The organism is Thalassolituus sp., assembly GCF_034111725.1.
Lineage (GTDB): Bacteria > Pseudomonadota > Gammaproteobacteria > Pseudomonadales > Oceanobacteraceae > Thalassolituus.
Genome location: NZ_JAWUWR010000079.1, coordinates 51,864 through 65,261, shown reverse-complemented (window position 1 = coordinate 65,261; position 13,398 = coordinate 51,864). Strand labels below are relative to the sequence as shown.

Annotated in this window: 16 protein-coding genes; 5 read left to right on the top strand and 11 right to left on the bottom strand. The window is 45.7% G+C overall.

Translation table 11 applies throughout. The features are described from left to right. From UXZ23_RS13795 to UXZ23_RS13785, 3 genes are all read left to right on the top strand, one after another. On the top strand, positions 1 to 288 hold a 288-nt coding region (locus UXZ23_RS13795; protein ID WP_320821138.1), incomplete at its 5' end, for a DUF1439 domain-containing protein. A gap of 453 nt (positions 289 to 741) precedes the next feature. Then, a complete protein-coding gene (locus tag UXZ23_RS13790; RefSeq protein WP_320821137.1) occupies positions 742 to 951 on the top strand; it encodes a cold-shock protein in 210 nt (69 codons plus the stop codon). A 176-nt stretch (positions 952 to 1,127) separates the two neighbouring features. Continuing rightward, a complete protein-coding gene (locus tag UXZ23_RS13785) occupies positions 1,128 to 1,667 on the top strand; it encodes a DUF1289 domain-containing protein (protein ID WP_320821136.1) in 540 nt (179 codons plus the stop codon). Here UXZ23_RS13785 and UXZ23_RS13780 read toward each other — a convergent pair. Then, positions 1,664 to 2,455 carry a hydroxypyruvate isomerase family protein gene (locus tag UXZ23_RS13780; protein WP_320821135.1) on the bottom strand — a complete coding sequence of 264 codons (792 nt, stop codon included), beginning with the start codon at positions 2,453 to 2,455 and terminating at the stop codon, positions 1,664 to 1,666. The genes UXZ23_RS13785 and UXZ23_RS13780 overlap by 4 nt on opposite strands. Next, on the bottom strand, positions 2,452 to 3,336 hold the full coding sequence (locus UXZ23_RS13775) for an NAD(P)-dependent oxidoreductase (protein WP_320821134.1): 885 nt from the start codon (positions 3,334 to 3,336) through the stop codon (positions 2,452 to 2,454). Before UXZ23_RS13775 ends, UXZ23_RS13780 begins: the two co-directional genes overlap by 4 nt. 173 nt (positions 3,337 to 3,509) lie before the next feature. Here UXZ23_RS13775 and UXZ23_RS13770 point away from each other — a divergent pair, with 173 nt between their 5' ends. After that, positions 3,510 to 4,337 carry an HDOD domain-containing protein gene (locus UXZ23_RS13770; RefSeq protein WP_320821133.1) on the top strand — a complete coding sequence of 276 codons (828 nt, stop codon included), beginning with the start codon at positions 3,510 to 3,512 and terminating at the stop codon, positions 4,335 to 4,337. Between the two features lie 34 nt (positions 4,338 to 4,371). Here UXZ23_RS13770 and UXZ23_RS13765 read toward each other — a convergent pair whose 3' ends face one another. From UXZ23_RS13765 to UXZ23_RS13725, 9 genes are all read right to left on the bottom strand, one after another. Continuing rightward, positions 4,372 to 5,322 (bottom strand): alpha-L-glutamate ligase-like protein, encoded by a 951-nt coding sequence (locus UXZ23_RS13765; protein ID WP_320821132.1) that lies wholly within the window; start codon positions 5,320 to 5,322, stop codon positions 4,372 to 4,374. Further along, positions 5,322 to 6,848, bottom strand: a complete 1,527-nt coding sequence (locus tag UXZ23_RS13760; protein WP_320821131.1) for an inactive transglutaminase family protein — start codon at positions 6,846 to 6,848, stop codon at positions 5,322 to 5,324. Before UXZ23_RS13760 ends, UXZ23_RS13765 begins: the two co-directional genes overlap by 1 nt. Next, on the bottom strand, positions 6,845 to 7,621 hold the full coding sequence (locus UXZ23_RS13755; RefSeq protein ID WP_320821130.1) for a RimK/LysX family protein: 777 nt from the start codon (positions 7,619 to 7,621) through the stop codon (positions 6,845 to 6,847). Before UXZ23_RS13755 ends, UXZ23_RS13760 begins: the two co-directional genes overlap by 4 nt. Before the next feature lie 159 nt (positions 7,622 to 7,780). Then, positions 7,781 to 8,251: a bacterioferritin gene (gene bfr, locus UXZ23_RS13750; RefSeq protein ID WP_320821129.1), complete on the bottom strand. Its 471-nt coding sequence runs from the start codon at positions 8,249 to 8,251 to the stop codon at positions 7,781 to 7,783. 12 nt (positions 8,252 to 8,263) lie between these two features. Then, positions 8,264 to 8,728 carry a bacterioferritin gene (bfr, locus tag UXZ23_RS13745; RefSeq protein WP_015486165.1) on the bottom strand — a complete coding sequence of 155 codons (465 nt, stop codon included), beginning with the start codon at positions 8,726 to 8,728 and terminating at the stop codon, positions 8,264 to 8,266. A gap of 115 nt (positions 8,729 to 8,843) precedes the next feature. Continuing rightward, the gene (locus tag UXZ23_RS13740; RefSeq protein WP_320821128.1) at positions 8,844 to 9,314 is read right to left on the bottom strand and encodes a DUF2947 domain-containing protein; all 471 of its coding nucleotides are present in this window, start codon (positions 9,312 to 9,314) and stop codon (positions 8,844 to 8,846) included. 96 nt (positions 9,315 to 9,410) lie between these two features. Further along, positions 9,411 to 10,814 carry a threonine synthase gene (gene thrC / locus UXZ23_RS13735; RefSeq protein ID WP_320821140.1) on the bottom strand — a complete coding sequence of 468 codons (1,404 nt, stop codon included), beginning with the start codon at positions 10,812 to 10,814 and terminating at the stop codon, positions 9,411 to 9,413. A gap of 82 nt (positions 10,815 to 10,896) precedes the next feature. Beyond that, a complete protein-coding gene (locus tag UXZ23_RS13730; RefSeq protein WP_320821127.1) occupies positions 10,897 to 11,235 on the bottom strand; it encodes a hypothetical protein in 339 nt (112 codons plus the stop codon). A 108-nt stretch (positions 11,236 to 11,343) separates the two neighbouring features. Next, a complete protein-coding gene (locus UXZ23_RS13725; RefSeq protein WP_320821126.1) occupies positions 11,344 to 11,847 on the bottom strand; it encodes a DUF3087 family protein in 504 nt (167 codons plus the stop codon). A gap of 243 nt (positions 11,848 to 12,090) precedes the next feature. Here UXZ23_RS13725 and UXZ23_RS13720 point away from each other — a divergent pair, with 243 nt between their 5' ends. After that, on the top strand, positions 12,091 to 13,215 hold the full coding sequence (locus tag UXZ23_RS13720) for an NADH:flavin oxidoreductase (RefSeq protein WP_320821125.1): 1,125 nt from the start codon (positions 12,091 to 12,093) through the stop codon (positions 13,213 to 13,215). Positions 13,216 to 13,398 lie beyond the last annotated feature (183 nt).

Below are 13,398 nucleotides of genomic sequence, written 5' to 3'. Positions count from 1 at the left end.
CAATCCAGCGTTACGCTAGTGTTTGAAGGTGACATCTTCTATAAGACAGAAGATCACAGCTTCTATATCGATAATCCTGTCATCATTGATATGCAGGTAGAGGGGATGTCGCCACAATTGAAGCCGCAAGTTATAACTCTCGCTCAGCATGCCATTGAACCGGCACTAAAAGATCGGCCGGTCTATACCTTCTCAGATGAGGATGCGACGCAAGTGATGGCCAAGATGATGTTAAAAGACCTAACGATTGAGAAAGACGAGATTATTTTAACACTAAGCCCGTTCTAAACGACCCTCCTGCGGCATGAATAGCGCTTACGAGCGCTATTTTTTTTACCTGACGATAAATAATCGGTAATCGCCATCGAACTTTTTCAACATCCCAAATTCACCCACTTGCAGATCGAGTATTGAGCTGCAGCGGGGCTTACAGGGCGCTTTCCCTAGATTTCACTTGTCTACTTATTGAAAATTTGGGCCATTTACAAACTTGTTATTCAAATTAATTGCCGAAACCTGATAATGATGCTTGGTAGTCCTGCGCAGTTGATATATTATTAGTCGCGTTGATGTACTGCATCAACAGATTGGCGAGTGCTACATATTGAACATATGCAAGATACTGGTCGAACAACGGCATTATTCAAGTATTCCCAGTTAGGCTGGGCCAGTATCGATGTAATGCCATTTGAGAAAGCAAGAGGTAGGCTTCGGCCACCGCAATATATTTAGGAAAGAAAAATGGCTAATTCAGTTCAAGGCACCGTTAAATGGTTCAACGATGAGAAAGGTTTCGGTTTCATCGAGCAAGAATCTGGTAAAGACGTATTCGTACACCACAGTGCAATCAACGGTTCAGGCCGTAAGACTTTGCACGAAGGTCAGAAAGTAACTATGGAAGTTACTCAGGGTCAAAAAGGCCCACAAGCTGAAAACGTTACTCCACAGTAATTGTTGAAGCTGCGTAGTCTTCGGACTACGTTGTGTTGACCGGCGAGATTCTTCTCGCCGGACGCCGAAACCCTCCCCGGTTATCCTTATGTCTGATTCTCTGTTCTTCACAGTTGTAGTCGACCATTCGTTTGAAATACTCACGCTGAATAACAGCCACTGGCGATCTTTGTCTGATGATTGATCAGGGCGAACTATTCTCAATTCCAAGTCCTTGCCAAGGCATTTGCGAAGTCAATAATCGTGGCTACTGCAAAGGCTGCCTACGCAATCGCACAGAGCGTTTTCACTGGCTTGAATTTACTGCTTACCAGCAACAACTCATCATTAATAACTGCGAAAAGCGCCGCCAAAAGATTATTGCCTCTCGCAATGCAATTGATGTCGAAGAAGAATTAGATATCCCGCAGTTTGATTTGTTTACGTCGCGTGCCGAGCTGAGACTGGCTGTCGATAAGCCAGATGTGGTTAGCAGTGCCTTAGTAGCTGAAACAAATGCAGAGGCTGAAAAAGCAGAAGAAACAACAGCAGAGGAAGAAATAAAATCAGAGGAAGAGGACGCACCTCCGAACTCACTATTTGCAGAATCGGTAGACGTTACCGCTCCAAAAGAGTCGACCACCTCTGATGACAAAAAAGCTGAAAAACCAGCAAAAACTCAACGCAACAGCACTAACCAGCCACCCGATAGCGACCAGCTAGACATGTTTTCTTAAACACATTCCTGTGCTGGCAATTTATTCTTCCAAGCCATCGTTACCGATGTATTTGGGCGACCCGGACGGTACTCTGCACCGACCCAGCCATCATATTCAGACTCTTCAATGGCACAAAAAATCTGATTAAAATCTAAGCTACCCGTACCTGGCTCATGACGCCCTGGCGTGTCAGCGAACTGAATATGACCAATGTCGTTAGCATAGTTTTTAATGAAGGTTGGAATATTCTCACCCATTACAGCCATGTGATAAATATCAAACTGCATCTTAATCGAAGGATGATTAACCTCCTCTAATACACGCAGCATTTGCTCGCCTGTCGATATTAGAAAACCTGGCATATCTTGAGTATTAATTGCTTCAAACGTAGTGGTAATCCCGAAGGGGGCTAGGTGGCGGGCGGTTTCTAATAAGTTGTTTTGAAAGGTCGCTAAATAACTAGCTCGCTTGTTAGCATCAAAACAACGGCCTGGTAATACATTCACACATTTAACTTTCAAGGCACGTGCATACGCTTGGCACTCGACTAATGCGGCTGCAAATTCTGCAGTTTTCCCTGGAATGGCTGCCAAGCCTTCACCGCCAGACATTAAATCACCAGCAGACACATTAATGAGCACGCAACGAAGATTCGATTCTGCCAATGCGCGTTGAATATCAGCAATCGGCGTGTCGTAAGGAAATTGAATTTCAACCGCCTCAAAACCATCTTTACGTGCCGCTGCGAAGCGACTTAAAAACGGTAATTCTGTGTATAGTAGCGATAAATTCGCAGTGAGTTTCACTCAGGTTTCTCCACATACATTGAGACGAGAGTACAAGGATCGCGCTCGGCATTCCCCTGACTCGCATGAAGTCGCATTAACTCAGCACCTAAACCAACCATAGGTGCGGAGCTGTTCATTATTTTTGCTAAATTGTTGGCCATATCAAGATCTTTCAATAGTGTTTTGACATGCCATTTCACTTCATCAAAATCGCGCTTGGCCATTCGAGGTCCCGTCAACTGCAACGGGATAGAATCGGCAAAGCCGCCTTTTAGCGCGACAGGAATTTGCTCGGCATCGACTCCCGCTTTTTCAGCCAGAGCCATCACTTCAGCCATTACTAGTACATTGCAGCTTACCAACATCTGATTGCAGATTTTAGTTACTTGCCCCGAGCCTACATCACCTACACGAGTCACCCGCTGTGATAACGGTGCCAATAAAGGTCGGATAGTTGCAAGTACTTCCTCTGGCCCACCAGCCATGATAGCTAATGTACCCTGCTCAGCCCCAGCAACACCACCCGACACTGGAGCATCAATCCAAACACAACCAGAGGTCGTGTATAAACGCTCAGCCATCATTCGTGTCGCTTGTGGTTCGATACTCGAAAAGTCAACAAGCACCTGCCCAGCGCGCGCCGAACTCGCGACACCCGCATTGCCAAAAACAATATCACTCACTGCCGCAGTATCGGTAACGCAAAGCATGACAATATCACTATGACGAACCAAATCGTCAAGTTTGTCAGTAAGAATTGCTCCTGCAGACACAACTCTGTCGCATTTTTCGACGCTACGATTCCAAACACGGACCTCAAACCCTGCACCCAGTAAGCGTAACGTCATGGGGACACCCATCAAGCCCATACCAATAAAGCCGATTGAAGGTTGTGCCATATTGGCTCCTTGTTAGATTTCGTAACCATCTCAGCGCGAATTACTGCACATTCGGCCTGTTTAGACATGCACCAATAATATCAAAGACTTAGCGAGTTAGTAGCGATTAATTAAGCAGTTTTTAAATCCTGTCCTATGCTTAATTTTAGTGAACACCAAAGGAAGTAAACACTATGAATATGGCCTCAATTTTTGCTGAATCTCATCAACTACCGCACATTCCTCGTGTCGTTCAGGAACTGATGCAAAGTTTCAAAGATGAAGATATCGATGTCGATGCGATCAGCGGTAAAGTTGCCCTCGACCAGTCGTTAACCGCTAAAGTTCTTCGTCTCGCCAACTCCGCGCACTACGGTTTATCGAGAACAATCGCCAACCCTCAAGATGCAGTCATGCTACTGGGATTTGATCGATTACGCACTATGGTACTCGCATCTGGAATGACAGGTGCCTTCAAGATGGAAGGTTTCGATCAAAACAAATTTTGGCGTGAGTCATTTGCGATTGCCGCTTTATCTAAATGGTTAGCTCAGTACGTTAAAGGCTGTGACAAAGAAACCGCCTTTACTTGTGGCATGATGCACTCAATTGGTAGCTTGCTCATTCGCATGGTGATGCCAAAAGAAGCGAAACACTTAGATGACGCAGAGTCTCTAGGGGGCAGCAAGCGCCATGAAGTAGAAAACGGTCAGCTTGGCTTCTCTTATGCCGAGGTTGGCGCAGAATTAGCGAAACGCTGGAAATTCCCTGAGGTTATTCAAAATGCAATTGCTGAGCAAAATATGCCTGGGAAAGACAAAGAGTACTCAGTAGAAGCGGGATTAATCTATATTGCGAAATATCTGAAGTATGCCCATGAAAATGGCCTTTCAGAAGAGGATATCGTATCGGGATTCCCACTAGAAGTAGCTGATAAAATTGGCTTGGATGCTACTCGTGCCTATAAAGATCTAGCATCTGCTACGGACCTTAACTCGGGTCTTGATGGTCTTTTAGAATAAATCGCTTAATGTAATCAGGCTGCACATGGTGAGGCTAAGCGCTAAACCATGTGCGGCTTAATGCCGAGCGATCTTCAGGCCCTAGCGCTAGCTCTGCGGCCGTTAAATCATCAATTTTCGTTAAGCGCGGGCGTAAACCGGCCCCATTTGCCACTTGAATACCTAAACCAGGACGCGCATTCAGCTCCAAAAGCATGGGCCCCTTGTAACGATCAAGCACGATATCTATGCCTAAATACCCCAATTGAGTGACGTCGTAGCAACTCGCTGCTATCACCAACAAATCCGACCAGTTAGGCACAACCAACTCACTGAGTAACTGCCCTGTATCCGGATGATGGGTAATCACCTCACCATTTTGTACGGCGTTTAATGCCTTTCCTGTCGCGATATCCAAACCAACACCGACCGCACCTTGATGCAAGTTTGCCTTGCCATCGGAGGCATGAGTCGACAATCGCATCATCGCCATCACAGGATATCCTCGACACACGATAACGCGGATATCAGGCACACCTTCAACGGTGAAATGGGCAAAGCTCGGATCAAAATGAATAAGTTCTTCAATAATTACCGTGTCTGGGCTTCCACCCAAACTGTACAAGCCCGAAAGAATATTCGACACATGACGTTGAATATCTTCCGGTGATACGGCTGCACCGCTGGATTTATAAAAACGCTGGCTGTCCTTGTCGGTAATCACCAAAATCCCCTTACCGCCCGAACCTTTCGCTGGCTTAATAGCAAAACCATTATAATCAGCCACCAACTCGCCGATACGACGTACATCATGCTGATGCGCTATCGTTCCAATTAATGCAGGTGTATTAATACCTGCTTGCTGCGCGATAATTTTCGTCTTGAGTTTATTATCTACCAAGGGAAATAACCGACGCGGATTGTAGCGGCTAATATAACGACTGTTGCGGCGATTAATGCCTAAAATGCCGTCACGCGCCAATTGCCAAGGAAAACGAAAACGCATTAAGCTCTCGTCCTAAATGACGCAAAACGTTTTAATTCAGAAAGACGATAGCCTGCGTAAGTTCCTATCATTAATACCAAAGCCAAAACAACAAACTGCATGCCGATAAAGTTAAACATCAAATGGCGGACCCAAGAATCATTCATCGCACCATAGGCGAAAACCGCAGTGAGTAAACTACCGCCGCCTTGAATCATCACTTCTCGCCCACCCTCTTCCTCCCAAAGGATCGACATACGCTCGATCGTCCATGACAAAATAATCATTGGGAAAAACATGATTTTTAGGCCTTCAGTTAATCCCAATTTATAAGATAAAACACTGAAGATACTGATGATGCCGATAACCGAAATAATCACTGCGGTTATCCGCGCAACTAATAACAAATTTAATCGCGATAAATAACTACGAATAAATAGGCCCACAGCAACCACTAACGAAAAGCCAATCAGTCCTGTACCTAACGACGTTTGTACAAACGCTAAGGCAATCAATACAGGCATAAACGTTCCAGAAGTACGAATACCCACTAAAATACGTAAAATACAAACAATCAAAGCGCCTACCGGTAGCAGCAAGATAGTCTTAAACATTGCCTGCTCTTCCACTGGTAAACTGTGAATAGAAAAATTTAAGAAATTTTGCTGATCGGATAAGTTATCTGCGATCGAAGTAAAGGTTGATTCCTCGCGACGTATCATTGAAAAACGTACGCGCGAATCACTACCGCCAATTACATCCAGTACGGGCGCGCCACGCTGCTCCCATAATATTTTCGGTTGATCGCGTAAATCGCTACCACCGTTAGCGTCTAAATAAAAAACTTCACTCTCATCACCACTCCAAACACGTAATAACGGCGTTAACGATTGACGACGACGCCCATCCTCTAACGCCAAGGCATAAACCACACTCGCAGGAACTTGTGCGTGATTTAATATCTCGGCTAGCAATGCGGCACGATGTCCATTGGAATAACTGCGCAATAACTCGATATGCTGTGGCGGCGATTGGCTATTAAAACGTTTAAGTAATTCGCGAGTAAGACTGAAGTTATCTGCCGACGTTGTATACGCTTCACTCAGCACCATACCAATGGCAGAGCGATAGGGTTCTGGCCAATCTGGATGGCGTAATGCCGGTGCTGGCTTTGGAATTGCTGTAGATGATTGGCTTTCTAAAATCTCAGTGCGATAGTAAAGCTCTTGACGGCCCGCCGCAGTGCGAATCGTCCATTCTGCCCGCGGCTCACCTTCATCAATAAAATTCAAACCGTAACCCGGAGAGGCTCCAGACTCCTGCAAAATGTTATAACCGTCTTGGGCGGAAGGACGCACCAAAGACACCGTCACAGCATCGCCATTTGCCACAAACTCAACACGCGCCTCTATCGACCAAACAGTTTGCGTCTCACCGTACATTAGTGGAACTTCGTAAACCCAATGACGGTGCAAGATCAACGCAATTCCTATCGACAATAAAATCAATATAAGCGCCAAAAAAGGAACGTTGCGGCGTTGGATCATGGTGTATCTATCACCTGTTCGGGTTCATATTTAGGATGTGTGAATTCAATCGCTACATCGACCAAGGTTAAATCTCGCAAAAAACTACGGCCTAGCAATACGGGATATTTCATCTGGGTACGATCGGTCAGGGTGAATTCCGTTGATTGCATAATGCTATTACCAAGAGCGACATCCAGTTCCACCACTGGACGGCGCTCAATTTCTTCATAGGATGCTTGGCGGATTTTCACTTTGCGCACCATCGGAGCTTCTAGATGCAAAGGTGTTTTAGCATCACTCGCCACCAAATCAAACGATACCCAACGTTGGCCATTACGCTCAAATTGTTGAACGTTTAATGCGTTTAACGAGGAAGTTGCTGCACCAGTATCAATGCGAGCTTGAAAGTGATGGCCAGGAGGATTGAGATAAATCCATTCGTTGGCACCAACAACAATCTTATGATCACCACCAACATCTTTAACCAAGCTTACTTTTTCACATGCCTGAACGGGAGTGCTAGCTGCAATAATCGGTGTTTCGGTCAACGCTTCAGTGGCAATAACCTCTAGCTGCCCACGCATTACCGCTAGCTGCTGCTCTTGAATCGACAATTGTGAAGACAACTGACGAAATAATTCAGGGTCAGTCGCCGCCGTTGCGCAGGCGCTCGCCATTTCGGCTTTTATTGTATCAATAGTGACATCACGATGTGCCTGCGAAGGCCAATTGCTACAACCTACCAGCCCTAAGTTAGCGATAGCTAACGTACAAAATACCCAACGGGGCATAACTGCTTACCTCACCCAAAATTGCTGCGGTATTTAATCACAAACCAAGTAACTGCCATACGTACAAATGGTCGTATTTTGCCGAATACTCCAGCCTGCAAGGTTTTGATTCCACAAAAAAAGCTCCCAAGGGGAGCTTCGACACGCATATAGCAGAACCTATCCCATTTGCGACTGCAAATAATTCGGCAAACCTATCTTAGCGATCAAGCCAAGCTGCTGTTCAAGCCAGTAAGCGTGGTCATTTTCAGTATCATCAAGCAAGCCCTGCAGCATATCGCGGGTTTGATAATCTTGCACTTGCTCGCACAGTGCCATAACGTCTCGCAAATCAATAATGACCTTATATTCAAGATCCAAATCGCTTTGCAACATAGATGGCACATCGCTACCTACATTCAGCGGCACGCGAGTGACCATGTCGGGTTTACCACCCAAAAATAAAATACGTTCAATCAACTTTGAAGCATGTGCTTTTTCATCTTCAAACTCGTGATCTATGCGCTCATAGAGCTTTTTCAAACCCCAATCGTCGTACATACGGGAATGAATAAAATACTGGTCCATTGCACTCAATTCGCCAGCGAGTAACTCATTCAATTTTTCGATAACTTGCAGATTACCTTGCATACAAATAACTCCTTACATCATTGACTGCTGGTAATTTTCAATGCCGATCTGCGCGATCAAGCTTTGCTGGGTTTCCAGCCAGTCGAGGTATTCTTCTTCATACTCTTGAATATCTTCCAATAGCTCTCGAGTAACGAAATCTTTCACCGATTCGCAATACGCAATCGCATCTTTAACAACGTCTAATTGCTCGACTATTTGATCTAAATCGCACTGCAACATTTCCGCAGTGTGCTCACCAATACGTAAACGATTTAAACGCTGTAAATTTGGTAAACCTTCAAGAAATAGAATTCGTTCAATCAAAGCATCCGCTTGCTTCATATCCTTGATTGATTTCTTGTAGGCTTTTTCATTGAGCTCTGACAAGCCCCAATTTTTAAACATACGAGCATGCAGAAAATACTGGTTGATCGACGTTAATTCGATACTCAATACTTGATTGAGCCATTCGAGTACTTTGCTATCGCCTTTCATAAGGGGCCTCATTAACTGTCGCGTCGTGGCAGCGGCCAAACTTGGCCCTGCAGGAATGATAGATCAGTGTAAAAGTCACATCTTGATCTTGCAAGTTAAGCACCCAGCAGTATGACTAACGAATACCGGTTTCGTAAGTACCATTTGAATGAAAACGCGCCACTTGCATACGACGTTTAGCGAGCATGATTGGCTCATCATCGTAAAATAAGAAGTTCTTCCAGCTTTGCTTAAAGGTTCGCCATGTAGTCTGAACAACATTATTAATGTCATAGCAAAAGTACACGACCGTATTATCGTTCCAGTCAGAGAAGGCCTGCAGCAGCTCAGGCAGCGCCATATCGTCACTTTCCCAAGCAGCTTGCCACTCCCCTTTTTCTAGCCAGATCCCGTTATGCGAAGGCCAATCATCACCAAGAAAATGAGAGGCATGTGTCGCCTCCGCACTGATATTTTGACGCCAATATTGATTAGCGAATCGCGTTGATAGTGGCTTGATATCGGCTAAGCATTCTTCCGATAACACCAACTCACGATGACGAAATATCCAACCCTGTGAATATTCCTGCAAGGTCTGATAATCCATGAAAATTCCTAAAATCTGTATAATAAGCCAACGAATAAGCATCAGGATGCCACAAAAAAACCACCCGAGGGTGGCTTTTTTAGGCTGATGTGGCGATCAGTCTTTAAAAGTGTTGGTTGCGATAAATTTTTGCACCGTTGCCAAATCAGCCGGCAACACTTCTAAGCGCTCTTCACGCGTCATTAAATCCGACAAGTGATGCGGTAACTTCGGCATATCGAAACCGGCACGCAACACAGCATCTTCAAACTTCACTGGATGCGCGGTCCCCAAAGTGATCATAGGGATACGTGGGTTACGACGGCATTCGCGCGCCGCTTTCACACCAATAGCCGTGTGAGGATCAAGCAAGTAGCCTGTTTCTTTGTAAACTTCTTGCATGGTTTGTACAGTCATATCTTCACTTACGGCAAAGCTATCGAACAAGGCACGCGCCTTACCTAGCTTGTCTTCAGAGACTTCAACTGATTCAGTACGCTTGTTCATCTTGGCCATCAAATCAGCCAAAGCTGCGCCATCGCGATCGTATAGATCAAACAACAAACGCTCGAAGTTACTAGACACCGCGATATCCATAGACGGCGTAATCGTGTGCTGCAGCGGATGAACTTCGTACAAGTTTTGGCTCATCAAACGATGCAATACGTCGTTGCTGTTGGTCGCAATGATCAACTGCTCAATCGGCAAACCCATCTTCTTAGCCATATAGCCTGCGAAGATATCGCCAAAGTTACCGGTAGGGACTGAATACGCCATCGGACGTAAAGGACCACCCAAGTTCAGACTTGAATAGAAGTAGTAAACGATCTGGGCCATGATGCGCGCCCAGTTGATGCTATTTACTGCAACCAGTTTACGCTCACCGCGCAAGAACGACTGATCGCCAAAGCTGGCTTTAACCATGTCTTGGGCTTGATCGAAGTTACCTTTGATCGCGATATTGAAAATGTTATCGCCAACAACTGTAGTCATCTGACGGCGCTGTACTTCCGACACTTTGCCGTATGGATGCAAAATAAAGATATCCACATTACGGCAAGCTTTAGTGCCTTCAATCGCAGCTGAGCCGGTATCACCAGACGTGGCGCCCATGATTACAACTTTCTCGTTGCGACGCTCAAGCACGTAATCCAACAAGCGACCTAACAGCTGTAAGGCAAAGTCTTTAAACGCTAAGGTTGGGCCGTGAAACAACTCAAGTACGTATTCGTTGTTATCCAACTGCTGTAAAGGTGCTACCGCTTTATGACCAAATGCACCGTACACTTCGTTGATCATGGTTTGCAACGCGTCAGAATCAACACAACCTTCGACAAACGGATAAATCACTTTATGCGCTAAATCAGTGTATGGCAGGTCGCGCCATGATTCGATTTCAGCCAAAGAAAACTGTGGTACTTCTTTCGGCACATACAAACCACCATCGGTTGCAAGGCCAGTCAGCAGTACGTCTTCAAAGGTCAACTCAGGTGCGTTACCGCGGGTAGAAATGTATTTCATCATGGTCAGGAAGCCCTGCGAACATCAGTTAGCGTAAAAATGCGCGTAGTTTACAGGTTTTGAATTTATTGCGCACCCGCGATTAGTGAGCGACGACCCCTAACGCTTCTGCCGTTTCATCGAGTAAGGAACGGTCTGCACTGATGCATTGGTAGTAAACCTCTGACGATACCTTGCCGTCGTATTCAACTTCTAAGTAGAGATACTCTTCGTCGAACGGTGGTAGGTTTAACAAGGTCAGCATGGTATCAATGAGCGCAACGCGATTTTCATCACCGTCTTCGTAACCGCCTTGATAAAACACATCATCGACACAGGAAGCGATGGTTTGGATTTTTAAAATCTCCAAGTCCGATGGCTGGGCATGAGTAATCGCACCAGCAGATAGAAGCATTAAGAAAAATAAAGGCCGAATACGCATAGATACCAGTCATAAAAGTAAGGTTATGCGCAGATTAACAGCACTATTTCCTATCAGGCCAGTATTGGTGTGTTACAAGGTGTAAACACTTTGCTCAACTCCTTGCAGCTAAAGCTGGCTCAATAACTCCGGCGAATAATCTTCGATGCTTACGTTTAAGCCTAGACGCTCAATTCGCTGGTCTAATTCGGCAATCTGCTCATTCAGCTCTGGCATGGTCAAGGTATTATCCTCCAGCTGATATAAGTGCGCAGACGCATGCAAACTGAAATAGCGAATACGCACAGCAATAGGATTATCTAGCGCCAACGCCGCATCCACTTTTTTAGACGAGCGATAAATCTTATTTAAAGCCTGCTTTAAGCGCCAGGCATAAACAACTTCCGCCATATATGGATGATTGCGGTAGTGATACAGGGCAAAGGTCACGATAGCCGCAGCCGTCGCCACCCCCGCCGCATTAAGCATAAAGCTTGATTCGCCGCCGACCAGAAGATAACGGTATAACTCAGCTAGGGCTAACGATAGCCCGAATAATGCGACTACTAAGCTTGCCTGCACACGATTAAGGCGTTGCTTATATTGCTGCTTATCTATCTTTTGTAATTTCATAGTTCCACTCTTTAATGTTCCGCAGTGTCGCGGCTAAACTCTGCGCAGCATAACCAGCCCTAAGCCCTATGCCTACTACTGATAGGCGAAGCCGGTATTAACCTACGCTTTTGCTAGTTTTTAGAACAGTGTCTGCAAGAAACCCTATCAAAATGGCACATATCACTCCTAAAATGCATTAAACGCCGCGCTATGCTAACGGCCTACCTAACCAACCTAATTTCGCTACGTAATGGAGCTAACATGACGCAAGCCCTTTCCAACGCTGCTTTGTTTCAGCCTATCGAACTAGGCCCACTTTCTTTGCGCAATCGCATTGTAATGGCTCCGATGACTCGCACCTTTTCACCGGGCAACGTACCTAACGATCTCAACGTTGCTTACTATGAACGCCGCGCAGAAAATGAAGTGGGTTTAATCATTACCGAAGGCACCTGCATTGGTCATAAAGCGGCTAACGGATATGCACGAGTGCCCTTTATTTATGGCGAAGAAGCCCTCGCCGGCTGGAAAAAAGTCGTTGATGCCGTGCACGCCAAAGGCGGAAAAATAGCACCGCAACTCTGGCACGTAGGTTCCGTTCGCAAAGAAGGCGTAGAGCCTGATGTGTCGGTTCCTGGTTACAGCCCTTCTGGTTTAGTTCGCCCGGGCAAAGAAGGCGGCATCGCCATGACTAAGCAAGACATCGACGAAGTCGTCGAAGCCTTTGCACAAGCGGCAGCAGACTCGCAACGCATTGGCTTTGATGCAATTGAAGTTCACGGCGCACACGGTTATTTAGTCGATCAATTCTTCTGGGAAGGCACTAATCAGCGCGAAGATGAATACGGCGGCGATTTAGTTGCACGTACACGTTTCGCTTGCGAAATCGTATCAGCCATTCGCGAACGCGTAGGTCCAGACTTCCCCATCATCTTCCGTTTTTCACAATGGAAGCAGCAAGATTACTCTGCGCGCCTAGCGAATACGCCAGAAGAATTGGATGCCTTCTTAAAGCCATTGGTCAATGCCGGTGTTGATATCTTCCATTGCTCAACCCGTCGTTTTTGGGAACCTGAATTCGAAGGCTCAGATTTAAACCTCGCAGGCTGGACCAAAAAATTAACCGGTAAGCCAGTGATTACCGTTGGTAGCGTTGGCTTAACCGCCAGCTTTATCGATGAAGAAAAACACGACATGGTCGATGCATCAGGCGTTGCGACGGCATCATTTACTGAATTAGAACAACGCATGAATAACGATGAATTTGAACTCGTCGGAATTGGCCGTGCCTTGCTGCAAGACCCTGAGTGGGTTATTAAAATTCGCGAAGGTCGCTACGACGAGTTAGAAGATTACAGCAAGCAGTCGTTGATGCAGTTAGTGTAATTTTTAAATTACCCTAATTAAATTAAAACAGCTTTGTAAAATTCCATCTGCTATAGCGACACTCTGAAACAAGACGGTATTAAGACACAAAACAAAGGTAATCAAATCGTGATTACCCTGCCGAAAGTTTAACTCAACCCATTAGGCGACCGAGCTACGGTCGCCTAATACAAGACACGCCTA

Coding starts and splice junctions, on each gene's coding strand:
- UXZ23_RS13775 (WP_320821134.1), bottom strand. CDS start 3,336: ATGGCACAACCTTCAATCGGCTTTATTGGTATGGGCTTGATGGGTGTC.
- UXZ23_RS13720 (WP_320821125.1), top strand. CDS start 12,091: ATGACGCAAGCCCTTTCCAACGCTGCTTTGTTTCAGCCTATCGAACTA.
- UXZ23_RS13770 (WP_320821133.1), top strand. CDS start 3,510: ATGAATATGGCCTCAATTTTTGCTGAATCTCATCAACTACCGCACATT.
- UXZ23_RS13730 (WP_320821127.1), bottom strand. CDS start 11,235: ATGCGTATTCGGCCTTTATTTTTCTTAATGCTTCTATCTGCTGGTGCG.
- bfr (WP_320821129.1), bottom strand. CDS start 8,251: ATGCAAGGTAATCTGCAAGTTATCGAAAAATTGAATGAGTTACTCGCT.
- bfr (WP_015486165.1), bottom strand. CDS start 8,728: ATGAAAGGCGATAGCAAAGTACTCGAATGGCTCAATCAAGTATTGAGT.
- thrC (WP_320821140.1), bottom strand. CDS start 10,814: ATGAAATACATTTCTACCCGCGGTAACGCACCTGAGTTGACCTTTGAA.
- UXZ23_RS13760 (WP_320821131.1), bottom strand. CDS start 6,848: ATGATCCAACGCCGCAACGTTCCTTTTTTGGCGCTTATATTGATTTTA.
- UXZ23_RS13790 (WP_320821137.1), top strand. CDS start 742: ATGGCTAATTCAGTTCAAGGCACCGTTAAATGGTTCAACGATGAGAAA.
- UXZ23_RS13725 (WP_320821126.1), bottom strand. CDS start 11,847: ATGAAATTACAAAAGATAGATAAGCAGCAATATAAGCAACGCCTTAAT.
- UXZ23_RS13755 (WP_320821130.1), bottom strand. CDS start 7,621: ATGCCCCGTTGGGTATTTTGTACGTTAGCTATCGCTAACTTAGGGCTG.
- UXZ23_RS13765 (WP_320821132.1), bottom strand. CDS start 5,322: ATGCGTTTTCGTTTTCCTTGGCAATTGGCGCGTGACGGCATTTTAGGC.
- UXZ23_RS13740 (WP_320821128.1), bottom strand. CDS start 9,314: ATGGATTATCAGACCTTGCAGGAATATTCACAGGGTTGGATATTTCGT.
- UXZ23_RS13785 (WP_320821136.1), top strand. CDS start 1,128: ATGATTGATCAGGGCGAACTATTCTCAATTCCAAGTCCTTGCCAAGGC.